Here is a 16,247-nt window from a genome sequence, read left to right on the forward strand (position 1 = left end):
GCCGGCTGGGGAAAAGAGCAGACAGGGAAAGTTGAAATCTACGCGGTAGTTTAGCAGACGGGGGACACGCCACCCCGGGCCTCGATCTGCCGGACGGCCGCCCATCCTCGACCGCGTCAGGAGCACCGTGGACAGCGTCGCCCCACCGCGTCCCGTCGTGGTGATCGGCGCGGGTCAGGCGGGTCTGTCCGTGGCCTACTACCTGCGCCGTCTCGGCCTCGTCCCCGGGCGCGACCTGGTGGTCCTCGACCGCGGTCCGGAGCCCGGCGGGGCCTGGCAGTTCCGCTGGGAGGCCCTGCGGCTCGGCTCGGCGCACCGCGTGCACGATCTCCCGGGCATGGAGCGGATGGGGCTCTCGTTCCGCACGGCCGATCACCGGCGACCGGCACGGGACGTGGTCCGCGAGTACTACGGGCGCTACGAGGAGGAGCTCGGTCTCGAGATCCGCCGTCCGGAGTCGGTGCGGCGCGTCACGAGTGCGACGCCGCACGACACGGGGTCGCCGCTCGTCGTCGAGTCCGACCGCGCGGTCGAGCGCGCGAGCCTGCTCGTCAACGCGACCGGCACCTGGGGATCGCCCTTCGTCCCGCACTACCCCGGGCGCGACCGCTTCCGCGGCGTGCAGATCGACCCGACCGAGTACGTCCGCGCCGAGGACTTCGCCGGGAAGCAGGTGCTCGTGGTCGGCGGCGGCACCTCGGCGATCGGCTTCCTGCTGGAGCTCGAGCGGGTGGCGCGCTCGCTGACGTGGGCGACGCGGCGACCGGTGGTCTACCACGACGGCGAGCAGCTGGCGATGGAGTCGGCGGTGGAGGCGGTGGCCGAGCAGGACCGCGCCGCCCGCGCCGGGCTGCCCCTCCCGAGCATCGTCGGCGGCACGGGCGTGCAGCGCACCCGCCGGGTGGTCGCCGGGATCGAGCGCGGGCTCCTGCACGAGCGGGGGATGTTCTCGTCGATCGAGGAGGAGGGCGTGCGCTGGCCGGACGGCTCCTTCACGCGCGCCGACGCGATCATCTGGGCGACGGGCTTCCGGCCGGAGCTGCGCCACCTCGCTCCGCTCGGGCTGCGCGAGCGCGAGGGCGGCATCGCGGTCGCCGACGGAGCCTCGCTGACGGATCCGCGCCTCTTCTTCGCCGGCTACGGCCCGACGGCCTCGACCATCGGGGCGAACCGCTCGGGCCGGCGCATCGCGCGCGCGGTCGTGGCGCGCCTGCCCTGAGCGCGCAGGCCCTGAGCCGGTCTGCCCTGAGCGGCGCGGCGCCTCAGATCCTGCCGTCCCAGTCCACCGGCACGACGGAGCCGCGGTAGCGGATCCCGTCCACGCGGATCCGCCCGGCGAGCGCGGGCGAGAGCGGCGCGACGACCAGGGTGTCGCCTCCGGGAGCGAGCCCCAGCGCCGCCGACAGCACGGCGACGGAGGCGGCCGCCGACCAGGCCTGCGGTCGGCAGGCCGCCGGGTACGGCACCGGCGCGTGCACCTCGGCGGCGGGGTCGCCCGAGTGCAGCTCGGGCATCCGGTAGCCGAAGCCCTCGGCCGCGGCGATCAGTCCGCGCGAGAGGGTCGTCGCCTCCGCCCCGAAGCCCTCCCGGGCGAGCCCGGTGACGGCGATCGCGGTGTCGTGGGCCCAGACGGAGCCGCCGTGGTACGACAGCGGCCAGTAGCCGCCCGAGCCGGTGTCCAGGGTGCGCAGGCCGAAGCCCGAGTCGAGCCCGGGGGAGACCAGCAGCTCGGCGACCCGGGCGGCGTGCTCGGGGGAGAGGATGCCGGTGCCGAGGAGGTGGCCGAGGTTGCTGGTGATCGTGTCGACCGGGCGCCCGGCCGCGTCGAGCGCGATCGCCGGGTAGCCGCCGTCGGCGTCGTCGATCCAGAACGCCTCCGCGAAGCGCGCCTTCAGCGTCGACGCCGCCTCGCGCCACTCCGAGCCGTCACGGCCGAGGTGCTCGAGCAGCGCCGCTCCGCCGACCATGGCCTCGTGGGCGTAGGCCTGCACCTCGCAGAGCGCGATCGGACCCTCCGCGAGCGTGCCGTCGCGCCACTGGATCGAGTCGCCCGAGTCCTTCCAGCCCTGGTTGGCGAGGCCGTGCCCCGTGGTGTCGACGTACTCGAGGAACCCGTCGCCGTCGGAGTCGCCGTCGTCGCGGAGCCAGCGCAGCGCCGCCTCCAGAGCGGGCAGCAGCTGGGCGCCGGCAACCAGTACCCGCTGCAGCTCGCGGCCGCGGTGCTGATGTCGATCCCGGTGGCCGTGCTGTTCTTCGTCTTCCAGCGGCGGATCATGAACACGACCGAGGGCGCGGAGAAGGGCTGACGCGGGGGCTCCGGCTCCTGCTGAGCGAGCATCGCGCGTGGGTGACCGGTTCCTGCTGATCGAGCAGCGCACAGGGCGCGTATCGAGATCCGTGTCCGTGCGACGGGCCTCGATACGCCCCTGCGGGGCTGCTCGACCAGCATGCGGGAGTGCCGCCGCTACTTCGCGAGGAACTCCAGGACGGCGCGGTTCCACTCCTCCGGGTGGCTCACGGTCACTCCGTGCGGGGCGCCGTGGACGACGTGCAGCTCGGAGCCGGGGATCGCCGCGTGGGTGCGGGCGCCGGAGCCCTCGAACGGAACCGTGCCGTCGCCGTCGCCGTGGATGACGAGCGCGGGCACCGACACGTTGGGCAGGTCCTCGCGGAAGTCGGTGGTCGCGAACGCCGTCATGCAGGCGAGGGCCGCGTGCTTGGCCGACTGCTTCGCCAGAGCGATCGCCTCCTGGCGCTGCTCCTCCGTCACCTTCAGCACGCCGTCGACCGAGAAGAAGTCGGTGGTGAACTGGTCGTAGAAGTCGTCCTCGCTCTTCGTGAGGCCCGCGGTCATCTGCGCGGCCTGCGCCTTCTCGAGCGGGCCGTCCGGGTTGTCGTCCGTCTTCATCAGGTACGGCGGGACGGCCGAGGCGAAGACGACGCTGTGCAGGCGATCGGCGCCGTACTTCGTGAAGTAGCGGGCGACCTCGCCGCCGCCCATCGAGAAGCCGACCAGGGTGACGTCCTGCAGGTCGAGCTCGGTGAGGAGGGTGTGCAGGTCCTCGGTGAGCGTGTCGTAGCTGTAGCCGGTGAGCGGCTTGTCGCTGCGCCCGAAGCCGCGGCGGTCGTAGGTGACGACGCGGTAGCCGGCCTCGGCGAACGCGGGGACCTGCTCCTTCCACGACTCGCCCGAGAGGGGCCAGCCGTGGATGAGGACCACGGGGCGGCCCGATCCGCCGGTGTCGTCGACGTGCAGGTCCGTGTCCTTGAAGAGTCCGTGGTGGGCGGTGATCTCGGCCATGGCGAGTGCTCCTTCCGGCGCCGACGATCGGCGTCACTCGATGTTCGAGGACGTCCCTGCGAGCGGATGGCCGGGGCGGGGAGGGTTGACAGCTCCCGTCACTCCGCGACGACGGCCGCGGCGAGGCCCCGCAGCGCGGTGTGCAGCCCGGGGCTCATGGGCAGCCCGGCGTCGAGCACCGCGTTCGCGGCCGCGACCAGCACCGGTGCCGCGGGGGAGGAGACCACGGTGAGGCCGGCGGGCGGATCCGCGTCGCCCGAGGGCCGCACGACCAGGACGAGCCGGGAGCTGGGAGCGCTCGTGCTGATCGTCGCTCCCGATCGGGCGGGCAGCACCGCGAGGGTGCCGCGGCCGACGAACTCGCGCTCCTCCCGACTGGCGACGGTGAACGCGCCCTCGAGCGGGAGCAGGAGCACCACCGACCCCGGGTCGGCGCGGGGGCTCGGGCGGAAGTCGATCGTGCCGGCCGTGTGCCAGATCCGCCGGAGGAGCACGCCCTCGGCGGCCGCCTCCTGCCCGGTGACGGCGAACGCGGGGTCGGGCCCGGCCTCGGCGTGGCGGGCCCGCAGCCAGTGCCGGGCGGAGTCGCCGCGGAGGGGCATCGGGCGGATCAGCGGATCGGACACGGCGGCTCCCGAGGAACGCGGACCTGAATCGGCCGAGACAGTGAGGAACCATCATCCTAGGAGCGGCGGGAGGCGTGGTCTCCGGAGTGGCGCGTCCTCACATGCCGATGCCGCCCCGGCCGCGCTGAGCGCGACGCCGGAGCGGCATCCGAAGGGTGGTGCGGACTACTGGAATCCGCCGCCACGGTCCTCCGGGTCCTCGATCGGGTCGGAGTCGGGAGTGTCGATCGAGTAGGTCACGTGGACCGCCTCGCCGACCTCCTTCGCGGAGACGGCGTTGTACACGAGGTGCGTCTCCTGGCCGTCGACGGCGGCGTAGACGTCGACCTCCTTCTCGTAGCCCCCCTCGGTGCTGACGCGGTTCTCGGTCTGGCCGTCGAACGGCCCGCCCTGGAAGAAGGCGAGGTAGCTCTCGCCCTCGGCGAGTGCGCGGATGTCGTTGCTCATGCCCCCAGGTCTACCACTCGGCGCCTCCCCGCCGCTCGGCCTTGCGCTCGGCGGGCGGAGGAGGGCCGGGAGCGGCAACGACCGAGCCGCGAGGCGGTGGCACTGCTCGACGGGATCTCTCCGCACGCGCCGTCAGGGCACGAGCCGCTGCGTGATCGAGGCCGTCGGCCCGCTCAGCGCGATCTCGGCGAGCGCGCCGTTGACCAGGGGCATCTGCGGCGGCTGGTGCCCGGTGTCGACGTCGAGGATCACCGGCACGCCGAGATCGCCGAGAGCGCGCTGCACCGCGTCCTCCTGGCTCAGCTCGGGCAGGGACGCGCCCTCGGTCCGGCCGATCAGGACGCCGGTCGCCTGCTCGAACCACCCCGCGAGCCGGAGGGAGGTGAGCATCCGGAGCACCGAGACGGAGTCGGACCCGGCCGCCTCCAGGTAGACGACGGTGCCCTCCGGCGCGTAGCGGCGAGCGAAGCCCGGCACGTCGCCGTAGGGCGTGCCCGCGAGCAGGGACACCGTCTCGAGGCATCCGCCGATCAAGCGGCCGGACATCGCCGCGTCCGCTGACCCGTCGAGCGAGCGCCAGCGGGTCGGCTCCTCGTAGGCCCGATCGCGGTCGAGCGGCTCGTCCGCCCACGCACCCCACGGACGGCTCCGGCGTCGCGGCGCGGCGTGCTGCGTGAACGCGGCTCCGGGCTCGAGGCCGGCGACCTCCGTCCAGCGGTGGATCCCGACCGGCAGCTCCCACGGCTCGTCCATCAGGTTGGCGCCGTGGATCGTCGCGAGCCCGGTCGTCGTCGTCAGGGGCAGGAGCAGCGTCGAGACGTCCGACCAGCCGACGAACCAGGGCCGGGCCTCCGCGAGGGCGTGCCAGTCGAGCCTCTCCAGCAGCTCGACGGCGAGCTCGCCGCCCCACGGAGGAAGGACCGCGTCCCCGCTCCGGAAGGCGTCGTGCATGTCGGCCGCCCGATCCGCGGCGGACGCCGGAGCGAGTCCGCCGAGGAGGGCGTGCGGCCGGATCCGGACGTCGTAGCCCGCCGAGCCGAGTCGGCGCGCGGCGTCCTGCAGCCGGTCGTGCAGGTGCTCGGGGACTCCCATCGAGGGCGCGGGCACCTCCACCCGGCCTCCGGCGCGGAGGGGTGCGGGGTACGTGATGCTCGCCATCCGACGACGCTAACGCCCCTCTCGGTGACGGGCTTCGAATGCTCCGTCCGGCGAGTACCTCCGCGCCCTTCCTGCCTCGACTCGCGGCCGGCCGCTGAGCGCGATCGCCAGAGGGGTCGGCGCGAGTTCTGCGCCGCCACCCACTCGCGCGCAGCGCCGGCCGCCGCCGGGAAGAAGGATGGCCAGGAGGCGCACCGGAACGTGACGTCCCGGTCTCGCGCAGGCGTCTCGGCTCCGCTGCTGCCGGCGGAAATCCGCGCCACGCGGCGCCCCTCAGCTCGTGAGGCGGCCGATCTCGTCCTCGGAGAGGAGGCGGTCGGAGTAGAGCACGATGCGAGCCGCGGGGTCGGGGCTGTGCGCGTCGGGGCCCGCCCACCTCCGGTCGAGACCGAGTCGAGCGACCGTGCGGTGCGATCGCTCGTTCCGTTCCGCGACGACCGCGGTCACGGGGAGCTCGGGTCGGAGCCGCCGCGCCCGCGCGATGCCAGCGGAGGCGACCTCCTGGGCGTACCCCCTGCCCCAGTGGTCCGGATGGACGGTGAACGCGACGTTCCAGGCCGTTTCGGCGAGGAGGGTGCATCCGCCGATCCCGATCGCGCCGCCCTCGGGACTCCGCAGCCGGACGACCCAGCTGCTGAGGTCGTCCCGTGCCCACTGCGCCGTCCGGCGGGCGAGCACCGCCCGGGTCTGCTCGACGGAGTCGTGCCGGAGGAGGGGGTCGCCCGCCGCGATCCGCTCGTCGGAGTACAGCCGCCACAGCTCGTCCAGATCGCTGTCGGCGGGACGGAACAGCCGGAGCCGCTCGGTCGTCTCGTCGGGGCGATCACCGGCGCCGATGCTGCTGCCGCTCGCTCGAGGAGGGATTCGGGACCATCGGGGCGGTCGCCGAGGAGTGAGGCGAGCGCGGTGACCGCGCCAGGACGTCCACCCGCTCAGCCCGCGATCAGGCCGGTGAGGCGGTCGGCGGCGGCTCCGACGGTCGAGACCGCGCTGACCGTGACGAGGCAGGCGACGCCCCAGAACCAGGTGCGACCGGGTGCCCCGGCGCTGCGCCGCTCGAAGGCGAGCCACCAGGCGCCGACCACCGAGACGCACGCCGCGACCACCGAGCCGAGCGCCATGCGGACGTACTCCTCCGGTCCGGGGGAGGACCGGGCTGTGGTCGCGAGGACGATGAGCAGCGGGGCCACGATCATCCCCAGTGCGCCGAGCAGCACCGCGTGGAGGTGACTGCGGGGAGGGGCACCGGCCGTCGTCGTCGCGGTCCGCGTCCGAGTCGTGTCCATGCCGCGTCCCCCGTCGCCGCGGTCCGGACCGCGCTGCCCCGACGCTATCCGCTCGCCGTCCCGCCGTCACCCAGCACCTCGAAGTGGGCCGCGTGCCCGGGTGGGGTCAGCACCGCGCCGCCCGGCCGAACGCCGAGAACGTAGGATGTCCGGGATGACGATCGGACGCCGCCTCTTCCTCTCGGGAGCCGCCACGGGAGTCGGGCTCCTGGCCCTCGCGGGCTGCACGCCGTCGCGTCCGACGCCGACCCGCTCGGTCACGAAGGCCCCCGTGCCCACGCCGAGCACCACCGCCGTCCCCGCGCCGGCCGCCTTCGTGCGCTCCGCCTGGGCCGAGGATCCGTACGCGCTCGGCTCCGTCTCCTACCTGCCCGTCGGCGCGACGCCGCAGCACCGCACCGACCTGGGCACCGCGGTCCTCGACCGCGTCTTCCTCGCGGGCGAGGCCACCGACACGGAGGCGCCCGGCACGCTCCAGGGCGCTTGGAGCTCCGGGGTCCGCGCGGCCGCCGAGATCAGCGCCGTCGCCGACGAGGGCGAGCGGATCGCGATCATCGGGGCCGGTCTCGCCGGAGCGGTCGCCGCGCGGCGCCTGTCCGACGCGGGCTTCGACGTCACCGTGGTCGAGGCGCGCGAGCGCACCGGCGGCCGCATCGCCACCGCGACTCCGGACGGCTGGCCGATCGCCGTCGAGACCGGAGCCTGGGCCCTCACCGGCGCGGGAGCCGCCCTGCGCGAGAGCATCGCGGACGCGGGCGTGGTCACGACCGCGGTCGACCTCGCCGACGTCCGCTCGAGCGACGCCGACGGCGCGGCTCTCGACACCGGCACCACGGGTGCCGACGCCCTGACCCGTGCTCTCGAGTGGGGAGCGGAGCAGCCGGAGGATCTGGCGCTCGCCGAGTCGTTCGCCGGCTCCGGAGCGCCCGATCCCGCCGAGGCCGAGCCGGGCTCCGGCGACGGCGACGCCGCCCGCGTGGCGGCGCACCTCGCCGGGACGACCGCGCTGCGCACCGGCGCCGCTCCCGAGGAGCTCTCCTCCTGGTATGGACTGGGCGACGCCTCCGCCGCCACGACCGCGGAGGAGCTGAGCGACGACTCCGGCGACGCGCTGCTGACCGACGGGCTCGCGCCCCTGGTCGACACCTTGCTCGCCGACGTCGAGGTCTCGCTTCGCGCCGTGGTGAGCGGGATCGGCTACACGGACACCGGGGTCAGCATCCGCCTGGGCACCGGCGAGTCGTTCACAGCCGACCGGGTGCTGGTCACCGTGCCGATCGGGGTGCTCCAGACGGACGCGATCGCCTTCGACCCGCCGCTCCCGTTCGCGCAGCGCGCGGCCGTCGCGGCCCTCGGCTCCGGTGTCGTCGAGACGCTGTGGCTGCGCTTCGACGAGGCGTTCTGGGAGGCCGACGCCCCCGCGCGCTGGTCGCTCGTCGGCTCCGAGGCGGGCATCACCGAGTGGCTCAACCTCCAGCCGTCGACCGGCGAGGCGGTGCTCGTCGGGCTGGTCGGAGCGGATCAGGCCCTCTCGCTGCAGGATCTCAGCGACGACGAGCTGGTCACCCTCGCGCAGACGGCGCTCGAGCCGTTCGCCGTCGTCCCCGGCTGACGAGCTCGCGGAGCCGCGCCAGCGGCCCCCGCCACTCCGACGCATGCGCCGCCCCGAGCGGCCGCACCCGGCTGAGCGCGAGGACGAACGCGGCGATGCCGGAGATCAGGCTCAGCACGATCACGTCGTAGAGCACGAACATCACGGGTCCGTCGACCTGGCCGGGGTCGAGGAAGAAGTACGGGTACCAGCCGATGAGGGCCCCGCGGACCAGGGTGATGACGCCCCAGACGATCGGGAAGCCGAGCACGGTCAGCGCCCCGCGCCAGGCGACCGGGCGGCGGCCGGGTCCGAGGATCCAGTCGAGGATCGCGAGCGTCGGGATCACGAAGTGCAGGAGCGCGCTCGACCAGGGCACGTCGACCCGCACGCCGCGGTTGTTGGCCTCGACCGCGATCAGCCCGAAGACGATCCCCGACACGACCATGTAGGTGAGCACGAGCGCCCGCACCGTGCTGAGCCAGCGCGGCTCCCGCTCGCGCGCGAGGGCGACCAGGCCGGACAGGCCCAGCACCACGACCCCGGCCATGTTCGACTGCGTCGTGAAGTAGGCGAAGAAGTTGTCGATCTGGAACGCGCGGAAGCCCAGGGTGTAGAAGAAGTCGCCGACGAGTCCGACCGCGCCCAGCCCGGCGAGGGCCAGGCGGAGGATCGCGAACGCCTTCCGCACACCCGCTCCGATCCGTCGCCGCTGGGCCCGGAGGGCCGGACTTCCGGACGATTCTACGGTCGCCGCGCTCGGAGCTCCCCGAGCGCGCGGCTCCGCCGGACGGGGGAGGCGGGCCCCGCGGAGGCGATCTAGCGTGGAGGGATGGCGCGCGCACAAGACGGGAAGGGTTCGGGTCGGATGTCGTCGGAGGAGGCGTCCCGGCGCTGGAACGCGGTCACGGGTCCGCTGTTCCTCGCGGCGGGAGCGGTCTTCGCGGTCCTCGGGAATCCGGTCTGGCCGGTGTTCCTCGTCCTGGGGATCACGTTCCTCGGGCTGACCGCCGGCCCCGGGAGGCCGACGAGCCGGAGCGGAGCGCAGGAGCCGGACCGCGATCGGTGACGCGCGCTTCGCGACGCGGACACTCGCCGGTCGCGTTGCCGGGATAGCGTGCGTGTCATGCCCTTCACGCCGAGCCACGCCGTCGTCGCGCTCGCGTTCTCGAACGGCCGGATCCCCGCCGCGGCCGTGGCCATCGGCGCGATGGTCCCGGACATCGGCATGTACCTCCCGATCGCCGTCGCCCGCGAGTCCACCCACTCCCTCCTCGGCGTCGTCACCGTCGACCTGCTGCTCGGAATGCTCGGCCTCGCGCTGTGGAGCGCGGTCGTCGCTCCGGCCTGGCGCGACCTCGCGCCCGCGCTGGTCCGCTCGCGCCTGCGTCCCCGGCGCTCGCCGCCCCGCGGGGCCGCCGCACGGATCCGCGTGCTCGTCTTCGCGGCCGCCGGCATCGCGATCGGAGCCGCCAGCCACGTGATGTGGGACGGCTTCACCCACCGGGGCGGCCTCTTCGTCTCGGCGATCCCGCTGCTGCAGAAGGAGCTCGGGCCCTTCCCCGGCTTCCGATGGGCGCAGTACGCGAGCGGCGTGCTCGGGCTGCTCGGGCTCGGGATCGGCGCGGTGGTCTGGTACGTCGGTCGCCGTCCCCGGAAGCTCCGCTCCGACGGCCGGCAGCCGGTGCGCATCGCGGCCGCGGCCGTGGTGCTCGCGGCCGCGGTGGTGCCCGCCGGGATCGTGCTGGCGGGGGCGGGCATCGATCCGCTCGACGCCGCCTACCGGGCGCACGTGGTGCGGGCGGCGATCCTGCTCGTGGGAGGCGGCGCGGCGGCCGCGGTCGCCGTCGCGGCGGTCTGGTGGCTGACCGGCCGAGGGGTGCGCGGGGCCGTCGTCTGAGACGACGGAGGACGAGCCTGTCGTCTCAAGGGAGCACGGGCATCCGTCGCGAGGAGGATGCGCCGGTGCATAGCCCACCGATAGCGTCGGACACGGCCCGTTGGGGCGGGCCGCCTTCGGGGGAAGGCACTAAGGGGAAATCGGGGGCTCGCGGCACACGCCGCGGGCCCTCTACCCGTTTCCGGGCCCCCGCCGGCTCGGAGCTCCCGCCGCCTCAGCGCCGCTTCGAGCGCGGCCGGTTCTGCGCGGCCGGGCGCTGCGGGATGCGCGGAGCGCCCTCGCCGGCGGCACCCTGGGGGAGCGAGGACGCGGGCGGGATCGGGCGGCGGGTCACCGGGCGCACCGGCTCGCCGCGGCGCGTCTGGCCGGGGATCGGCCGGGAGCGGCGCCCGTAGATGAGCTCGGACGAGTCGAGCAGCCACGGGACCAGCGCCACCGTCACTCCGTGCACCAGCAGGAGCTTCTGGCGGATCCGCCGCGACTTGTGGTTGTGGAGGAATGCCTCCCACCAGTGCCCGACGATGTACTGCGGCATGTAGACGGTGGTGATCTCGGAGCCGTGCTCGAGGCGGTGGGCCTTGATGTACTTGATCAGCGGGTACGAGATGTCGCGATAGGGAGAGGCCACGCAGCGCAGCGGCACCTCGATGTCCATCTGCGCCCAGTCGGCCTTCAGCTGCGCGGTCTGCGCGTCGTCGATGGAGGAGTGCACCGCCTCCAGCGTCTCGTGCCGCGCCGCGATGGCGTAGTCGAGAGCCTTCAGCGTGGGCTTGTTCATCCGGCCCACCAGCACGATCGCGTGGTCGCCGTTGGCGCCGAAGGTCGTGGTCGGGTCGACCTCGATCTCCTTCTCGACGTCGCGGTAGTAGCGGTAGACGCCGGCCATCAGGACGCCGAGGATCGGCATCACCAGGTAGACGAGCCAGGCGCCGTGGGTGAACTTCGTGATCGTGACGACGACGAGCACCGCGAACGTCAGCGTCGCGCCGAACAGGTTGATGGCCAGGCTCGTGTAGACGGTGCGCGAGCCCTCGCCGTTGCGGATCATCCGGACCCAGTGCTTGACCATGCCCGACTGCCCGAGCGTGAACGAGACGAAGACGCCGATGATGTACAGCTGCACGAGGCTCGTGAGCGAGGCCTGGTAGACGAGCAGGATGATCGCGGCGACGAGCGCCAGGATGATCACTCCGTTGGAGTAGATGAGGCGGTCGCCGCGGGTGTTCAGCGACTTGGGCGCGTAGCCGTCGCGGGCCAGCACGGAGCCCAGCAGCGGGAAGCCGTTGAACGCGGTGTTCGCCGCGAGGAGCAGGACGGCGGCCGTCGCGGCCTGGATGATGAAGAACAGGATCGTGTTGTTGCCGAACGTGGCGGCGGCGACCTGCGCGATCACGGAGCGCTGCGGGGTCGTGGCGCAGTCGGCGAAGCCCACCAGGTGGCAGGCGTTCTCGGCGTAGTGCACGTTCGAGAGCAGGGCGAGGGCGGTCAGGCCGACGAAGAGCACGATCGCGATCGTTCCCATCGCGACGAGGGTGCGCTGGGCGTTCTTGACCTTCGGGGCGCGGAACGCGGGCACACCGTTCGAGATGGCCTCGACGCCCGTGAGCGCCGCGCAGCCGCTGGCGAAGGAGCGCAGCAGCAGGAGGACGACGGCCGCCTGCGTGAGCTGCTCGCCCTGCACGGTGAAGCCCGCCGACTCCGCGACCGGGGTGTCGCCGAAGGCGGTGCGGACCAGGCCGACGACGACCATGACGAAGACGCTCGCGACGAAGAGGTACGTCGGGACGGCGAAGGCGCGGCTCGACTCCGAGACGCCGCGGAGGTTCACGGCCGCCAGCAGCACGACGAAGAGGATGGCCAGCTCGACCCGCAGCGGCGCCAGCTCGGGCACCGCGGAGATGATGTTGTCGACTCCGGAGGCGACCGACACGGCCACGGTGAGCACGTAGTCCACGAGGAGGGCGGCGGCGACCGTGAGGCCCGCCGTCTCGCCCAGGTTGGTGCGGGCGACCTCGTAGTCGCCGCCGCCGGACGGGTAGGCCCGGATCAGCTGGCGGTAGCTCAGCACCACCACGACGAGGAGGACGACCACGCATGCGGCCACCCAGGGGGCGAAGGTGAGGAAGGAGAGCCCGCCGAGCAGCAGGATCATCAGCAGCTCCTGCGGCGCGTAGGCCACGGAGGAGAGCGGGTCGCTGGCGAAGATGGGGAGCGCGAGCCGCTTCTGCAGCAGCTGTCCCTCGAGCTTGTCGCTGGGGAGCGGCTCGCCGATGAAGAAGTGCTTGGCGGTGCGCAGCTCGGTCGCGTCGGCCGACGATCCGTCCGCGGCGGACGGGGGGCCCTCGTGTGTCACGAGCGATGACACTACTCCGTACGAGGGGGCAGTCAAGACGGCCGGGAGCGGGCCGAGCGGAGGCTGATCCCGCGCTGTGACCGGGAGTTTCCCGGTGCGGCGGGGAGCGGCGGCCGGCGTGCTCGCGGCCGGCGCCCCGAGCGGGGGGTCAGCGGCCGTCGCGGGTCGCGGCTCCGATCAGGCCGGTGAGGCTGTCGCGGAGCGCGATGAGCTCCTCGAGGGGGACGTCGAGCCGCTCCACGATCTGCGGAGGAACCTGCAGGGCCTGCTCGCGGAGGGCCGCTCCGGAGGGGGTCAGCGCGACGTCGAGGCGGCGCTCGTCGTCGCTGCTCCGGGCCCGCGTGACGTGGCCGCTCGCCTCCAGGCGCTTCACGAGCGGGCTGAGCGTGGCCGGCTCGAGGCGGAGGGCGGAGCCGAGGTCGGCGAGCGAGCGGGGGCTGCGCTCCCAGAGCGCGAGCATCACGAGGTACTGCGGGTGCGTGAGTCCGAGCGGTTCGAGCACGGGGCGGTACAGCCCGATGACGGTGCGCGCCGCGACGGCGAGGGAGAAGCAGACCTGGTTCTGGAGGGCGAGCGGGTCGGTTTCCACGGCGTCATCCTCTCATCGTGCCCTGATGGTTAGTACACTAAGGATATGACGCGGAAGAAGACCGGCTCCCTCTACCAGCGCTTCAACGCGCGGCTGTTCCCCTGGATCGGCCCGCCGCCGCTCGGCCCGTACGACCAGCCCGAGCAGGAGGCGCCCGCGGGGCAGGCGTGCCCGCTCTGCGGTCGGCCGATGTCCGAGCACGTCATCGACCGCTCCGGTCCGCGCACACAGCTGTACTGCCCGAGCGACCCCTCCTGAGTCGCACGCCCCCGTTCGGGGGTCGGGGGCTTCGGGCGGCGGGGGCGGATGATGAGCGCATGTCCCGTCTGAGCCCCACCGCCGCCCGCGTCGTCCAGTACAGCCGTTTCGGCGACGCGGACGTCCTCGAGATCGTCGAGGTCGAGCGGCCGAAGCCCGGGGCGGGCGAGGTGCTGGTCGAGGTGCTCTCCGCCGGGGTGAACCACATGGAGGCGTTCATCCGGCAGGGCCAGTTCGACTCCGACCACTCCGCGGCCTTCCCGATGCGCCAGGGCACCGACTTCTCGGGCGTCGTCGTCGCCCTCGGCGAGGGCGTCACCGACATCAAGCTCCGCAGCGACGTGGTCGGCCACGCGCTCGTCGGCTCCCACGCGACCCACGTCGTGGTGCCGCGCCGCAACCTCGTCGCCAAGCCCGCCTCCGTGAGCTGGGAGGTCGGCGGCGCGCTGTTCCTCGCCGGAGTGACCGCGTGGCGCGCGCTGGAGGCCACGCATGTGGGACCCGACGACACCGTCCTCGTCTCCGCGGCGGCCGGAGGAGTCGGCAGTCTCGAGATCCAGCTGGCGAAGCTCCGCGGCGCGACGGTGATCGGCACCTGCGGCGAGCGCAACTTCGACTACCTCCGCCAGATCGGCGTGAAGCCGGTGGTCTACGGCGACGGGATCGCCGACCGCATCCGGGCCGCGGCGCCCGGCGGGGTCACGGTGTTCCTCGACAACTTCGGCGGGGAGAACGACGCCCTCGCCGACGAGCTCGGCATCGCGGCGGGCCGCTTCCACTCCAGCGACGACCGCAAGGAGATCGAGCTGCGCGCCGTCTGGCCCGACGCCGAGACCGTCCAGCGCGACACCGAGATCCTCGGCGAGCTGGTCGGCCTCGTCGGCGAGCAGAAGCTGCGGGTGCTCGTCTCGGGCTTCTACCCCTTCGACCAGGTGCAGGACGCCTTCGACGACCTCGAGAAGCGGCACTCGCGCGGCAAGATCGTGCTCGGCATGAACCCGGTGGACCCGGCGAAGGTCACCAAGGCGCGCGACATCCACGAGGCCGGCCGCTAGCCGCACCCTCCCGGCGGCTGTCCGGGCTGCTCTCCGGGCGGCCACAATGGGGCCGTGGCGCGCGGACGCCCGGGAGGAGTGACGCGATGGAGGAGCCCGTCGTCGCGATCGTCTGGATCGTCTCGTTCGTGGTGGTGACCGTCCTGGTCACCGGGCTGTCGGGGCGGGTGAACTGGTCCGCTCCCGTGGCGCTCGTCGCCGTCGGGGCTCTCGCCTCCTTCGTGCCCGGGATCCCGGAGGTGGTGGTCGAGCCGGACGTGGTGCTGTTCGGGATCCTGCCGCCGCTGCTCTACGCGGCGGCGATCCGCACCTCCGTCCTCGACGTCCGCGCTCGCGGCGACAGCATCCTCCTGCTGTCGGTCGGGCTCGTCGTCTTCACGGTCGCGGTGGTCGGCGCGGTGGCCTGGATGGTCGTCCCGGCGATCACGGTCGCCGCAGCCCTCGCGTTCGGCGCGATCGTGGCGCCCACGGACGCGGTGGCGGTCACGGCGATCGCGGGGCGGCTCCGCCTGCCGCGGCGCATGCTCACGGTGCTCGAGGGCGAGAGCCTCCTCAACGACGCGACCGCGCTGGTGGCGCTGAACGCCTCCCTCCTGGCGATCGTCAGCACGGTCACTCCCGGGCGCATCGCGCTCGACTTCGTGCTGGCCGTGGCGGTGGGGGGCGGGGTCGGGATCGGCATCGCCGTGCTGCTCGGGTTCGTGCGCAAGCAGGTGCAGTCGTCCGTCCTGGACACGAGCCTCTCGCTGGTGACGCCCTACGTCGCGTTCATCCCGGCGCAGCTGCTGCACGGCTCCGGGGTGCTGGCGGTCGTGGTCGCGGGGCTCTACCTGGGCTACCGGGCGCCGGTCATCCAGTCCGCGCAGGCGCGGATCGCGGAGTCGCTCAACTGGCGGACGATCCAGTTCCTGCTCGAGAACGCCGTGTTCCTCTTCATCGGGCTCAGCCTGTCGTCGGTGGTGGGGGCGACGGCCGACTCGGGCATCGGGGTCTGGCAGACGGTCGGCATCGGCGCGGCTGTGCTCGCGGCGCTGGTCGGGAGCCGCGTGGCCTGGATGTGCATGACGACGCTGCTGTTCCGGCACGGTCCGCGCCGGCTGCAGCAGCGCGGGTGGACCTGGCCGACCGCGATCGGGGTGTCGTTCGCGGGCATCCGCGGCGTGGTCACCCTCGCCGCCGCGTTCCTCCTGCCCGCGGAGACGCCGCAGCGCGCGTTCCTGCAGTTCCTCGCCTTCATCGTGGTGGCGGGGACGCTCGTCGAGGGGCTCGCGCTCCCGCGGCTCGTCCGCGCCCTGAAGCTCCCGGCCCCGAACGAGATGCAGGAGCACGTCGAGAAGCAGATGCTGCTCGCCGAGGCGCAGGCCGCCGGCCTCGCCCGGCTCGACGCGGAGCCGCAGGACGGAGTGGAGGACCGCGTGCTCGACCGGCTGCGGCGGAACGCGACGTTCCTCGCCGACGCCCTGGAGAACCCTCCGGAGGGCGAGGGCGTGGAGCCGCTCCCGCAGGCCTACAACCGGCTCCGGCGCGTGATGATCGCGGCCGAGCGGGAGGCGGTGCTCCGCGCGCGCTCCGAGGGGCGGTACCAGGAGCCGGCGGTGGTGAGCGCTCTGGCGTTCCTCGACGTGGAGGAGGAGGCGCTGGCGGTCGGGCGGCAGTAGCGCCGGGAGGGCGGGGATCCCGGGC

At 73.5% G+C, this 16,247-nt stretch carries 16 protein-coding genes and 2 pseudogenes; 8 read left to right on the top strand and 10 right to left on the bottom strand.

The features are described from left to right. Window positions 1-127 precede the first annotated feature (127 nt). Window positions 128-1,219, top strand: a complete 1,092-nt coding sequence (locus C5C74_RS08700) for an FAD-dependent oxidoreductase (RefSeq protein WP_104351351.1) — start codon at window positions 128-130, stop codon at window positions 1,217-1,219. A gap of 43 nt (window positions 1,220-1,262) precedes the next feature. Here C5C74_RS08700 and C5C74_RS08705 read toward each other — a convergent pair. Next, a pseudogene (locus C5C74_RS08705) lies at window positions 1,263-2,177 on the bottom strand (amylo-alpha-1,6-glucosidase); the annotation flags it as partial. Here C5C74_RS08705 and C5C74_RS08710 point away from each other — a divergent pair. Next, window positions 2,160-2,306, top strand: a pseudogene (locus tag C5C74_RS08710) (carbohydrate ABC transporter permease); the annotation flags it as partial. The pseudogenes C5C74_RS08705 and C5C74_RS08710 sit on opposite strands and share 18 nt — an antisense overlap. Before the next feature lie 158 nt (window positions 2,307-2,464). On the opposite strand, the gene C5C74_RS08715 reads toward C5C74_RS08710, so the two are convergent. The 6 genes from C5C74_RS08715 to C5C74_RS17825 form a co-directional block, all read right to left on the bottom strand. Continuing rightward, window positions 2,465-3,301 (bottom strand): alpha/beta fold hydrolase, encoded by an 837-nt coding sequence (locus C5C74_RS08715; protein ID WP_104288436.1) that lies wholly within the window; start codon window positions 3,299-3,301, stop codon window positions 2,465-2,467. Between the two features lie 98 nt (window positions 3,302-3,399). Further along, window positions 3,400-3,927 (bottom strand): hypothetical protein, encoded by a 528-nt coding sequence (locus C5C74_RS08720; RefSeq protein ID WP_104256055.1) that lies wholly within the window; start codon window positions 3,925-3,927, stop codon window positions 3,400-3,402. A gap of 165 nt (window positions 3,928-4,092) precedes the next feature. Continuing rightward, entirely contained in the window at window positions 4,093-4,374 is a 282-nt protein-coding gene (locus C5C74_RS08725) for an oligoribonuclease (RefSeq protein WP_104223758.1), read from the bottom strand. A 132-nt stretch (window positions 4,375-4,506) separates the two neighbouring features. After that, a complete protein-coding gene (locus C5C74_RS08730) occupies window positions 4,507-5,532 on the bottom strand; it encodes an LD-carboxypeptidase (protein ID WP_104351352.1) in 1,026 nt (341 codons plus the stop codon). A 273-nt stretch (window positions 5,533-5,805) separates the two neighbouring features. Next, window positions 5,806-6,558: a GNAT family N-acetyltransferase gene (locus C5C74_RS08735; protein ID WP_258064132.1), complete on the bottom strand. Its 753-nt coding sequence runs from the start codon at window positions 6,556-6,558 to the stop codon at window positions 5,806-5,808. Further along, complete coding sequence (locus tag C5C74_RS17825; protein WP_258064131.1) at window positions 6,465-6,818, bottom strand: hypothetical protein; 354 nt, start codon at window positions 6,816-6,818, stop codon at window positions 6,465-6,467. The genes C5C74_RS08735 and C5C74_RS17825 overlap by 94 nt, the downstream gene beginning before the upstream one ends. Window positions 6,819-6,972: 154 nt before the next feature. On the opposite strand from C5C74_RS17825, the gene C5C74_RS08740 reads away from it, so the two are divergent. Beyond that, complete coding sequence (locus tag C5C74_RS08740) at window positions 6,973-8,430, top strand: NAD(P)/FAD-dependent oxidoreductase (protein ID WP_181134675.1); 1,458 nt, start codon at window positions 6,973-6,975, stop codon at window positions 8,428-8,430. On the opposite strand, the gene C5C74_RS08745 is transcribed toward C5C74_RS08740, so the two are convergent. Continuing rightward, entirely contained in the window at window positions 8,381-9,100 is a 720-nt protein-coding gene (locus tag C5C74_RS08745; RefSeq protein ID WP_104233845.1) for a Pr6Pr family membrane protein, read from the bottom strand. The two genes, C5C74_RS08740 and C5C74_RS08745, sit on opposite strands and share 50 nt — an antisense overlap. Before the next feature lie 141 nt (window positions 9,101-9,241). Between C5C74_RS08745 and C5C74_RS08750 the strand changes: the two genes are divergently transcribed. Together C5C74_RS08750 and C5C74_RS08755 are read left to right on the top strand one after the other, a co-directional pair. Continuing rightward, window positions 9,242-9,478, top strand: a complete 237-nt coding sequence (locus tag C5C74_RS08750) for a hypothetical protein (RefSeq protein ID WP_146076574.1) — start codon at window positions 9,242-9,244, stop codon at window positions 9,476-9,478. A 57-nt stretch (window positions 9,479-9,535) separates the two neighbouring features. After that, window positions 9,536-10,309 carry a DUF4184 family protein gene (locus C5C74_RS08755; RefSeq protein WP_104351355.1) on the top strand — a complete coding sequence of 258 codons (774 nt, stop codon included), beginning with the start codon at window positions 9,536-9,538 and terminating at the stop codon, window positions 10,307-10,309. A gap of 214 nt (window positions 10,310-10,523) precedes the next feature. Here the strand turns inward: C5C74_RS08755 and C5C74_RS08760 are convergent, their stop codons facing one another. Together C5C74_RS08760 and C5C74_RS08765 are read right to left on the bottom strand one after the other, a co-directional pair. Further along, entirely contained in the window at window positions 10,524-12,662 is a 2,139-nt protein-coding gene (locus C5C74_RS08760; RefSeq protein WP_374952928.1) for an APC family permease, read from the bottom strand. Window positions 12,663-12,810: 148 nt separating this feature from the next. Continuing rightward, window positions 12,811-13,251, bottom strand: a complete 441-nt coding sequence (locus C5C74_RS08765) for a MarR family winged helix-turn-helix transcriptional regulator (RefSeq protein ID WP_104263100.1) — start codon at window positions 13,249-13,251, stop codon at window positions 12,811-12,813. A gap of 45 nt (window positions 13,252-13,296) precedes the next feature. On the opposite strand from C5C74_RS08765, the gene C5C74_RS08770 reads away from it, so the two are divergent. The 3 genes from C5C74_RS08770 (at window position 13,297) to C5C74_RS08780 (ending at window position 16,222) form a co-directional block, all read left to right on the top strand. Continuing rightward, window positions 13,297-13,509 carry a hypothetical protein gene (locus tag C5C74_RS08770; RefSeq protein WP_104223750.1) on the top strand — a complete coding sequence of 71 codons (213 nt, stop codon included), beginning with the start codon at window positions 13,297-13,299 and terminating at the stop codon, window positions 13,507-13,509. A gap of 59 nt (window positions 13,510-13,568) precedes the next feature. Further along, a complete protein-coding gene (locus C5C74_RS08775) occupies window positions 13,569-14,564 on the top strand; it encodes an NADP-dependent oxidoreductase (RefSeq protein ID WP_104351356.1) in 996 nt (331 codons plus the stop codon). A gap of 86 nt (window positions 14,565-14,650) precedes the next feature. Next, window positions 14,651-16,222: a sodium:proton antiporter gene (locus tag C5C74_RS08780; protein ID WP_104292535.1), complete on the top strand. Its 1,572-nt coding sequence runs from the start codon at window positions 14,651-14,653 to the stop codon at window positions 16,220-16,222. Window positions 16,223-16,247: the final 25 nt, after the last annotated feature.

The organism is Rathayibacter sp. AY1E8, from assembly GCF_002931415.1.
Lineage (GTDB): Bacteria > Actinomycetota > Actinomycetes > Actinomycetales > Microbacteriaceae > Rathayibacter.

Bases quoted from the DNA above. Each gene is read 5' to 3' on its own strand.
- C5C74_RS08750 (WP_146076574.1), top strand. From the start codon at position 9,242: ATGGCGCGCGCACAAGACGGGAAGGGTTCGGGTCGGATGTCGTCGGAG.
- C5C74_RS17825 (WP_258064131.1), bottom strand. From the start codon at position 6,818: ATGGACACGACTCGGACGCGGACCGCGACGACGACGGCCGGTGCCCCT.
- C5C74_RS08780 (WP_104292535.1), top strand. From the start codon at position 14,651: ATGGAGGAGCCCGTCGTCGCGATCGTCTGGATCGTCTCGTTCGTGGTG.
- C5C74_RS08770 (WP_104223750.1), top strand. From the start codon at position 13,297: ATGACGCGGAAGAAGACCGGCTCCCTCTACCAGCGCTTCAACGCGCGG.
- C5C74_RS08730 (WP_104351352.1), bottom strand. From the start codon at position 5,532: ATGGCGAGCATCACGTACCCCGCACCCCTCCGCGCCGGAGGCCGGGTG.
- C5C74_RS08755 (WP_104351355.1), top strand. From the start codon at position 9,536: ATGCCCTTCACGCCGAGCCACGCCGTCGTCGCGCTCGCGTTCTCGAAC.
- C5C74_RS08725 (WP_104223758.1), bottom strand. From the start codon at position 4,374: ATGAGCAACGACATCCGCGCACTCGCCGAGGGCGAGAGCTACCTCGCC.
- C5C74_RS08740 (WP_181134675.1), top strand. From the start codon at position 6,973: ATGACGATCGGACGCCGCCTCTTCCTCTCGGGAGCCGCCACGGGAGTC.
- C5C74_RS08715 (WP_104288436.1), bottom strand. From the start codon at position 3,301: ATGGCCGAGATCACCGCCCACCACGGACTCTTCAAGGACACGGACCTG.
- C5C74_RS08775 (WP_104351356.1), top strand. From the start codon at position 13,569: ATGTCCCGTCTGAGCCCCACCGCCGCCCGCGTCGTCCAGTACAGCCGT.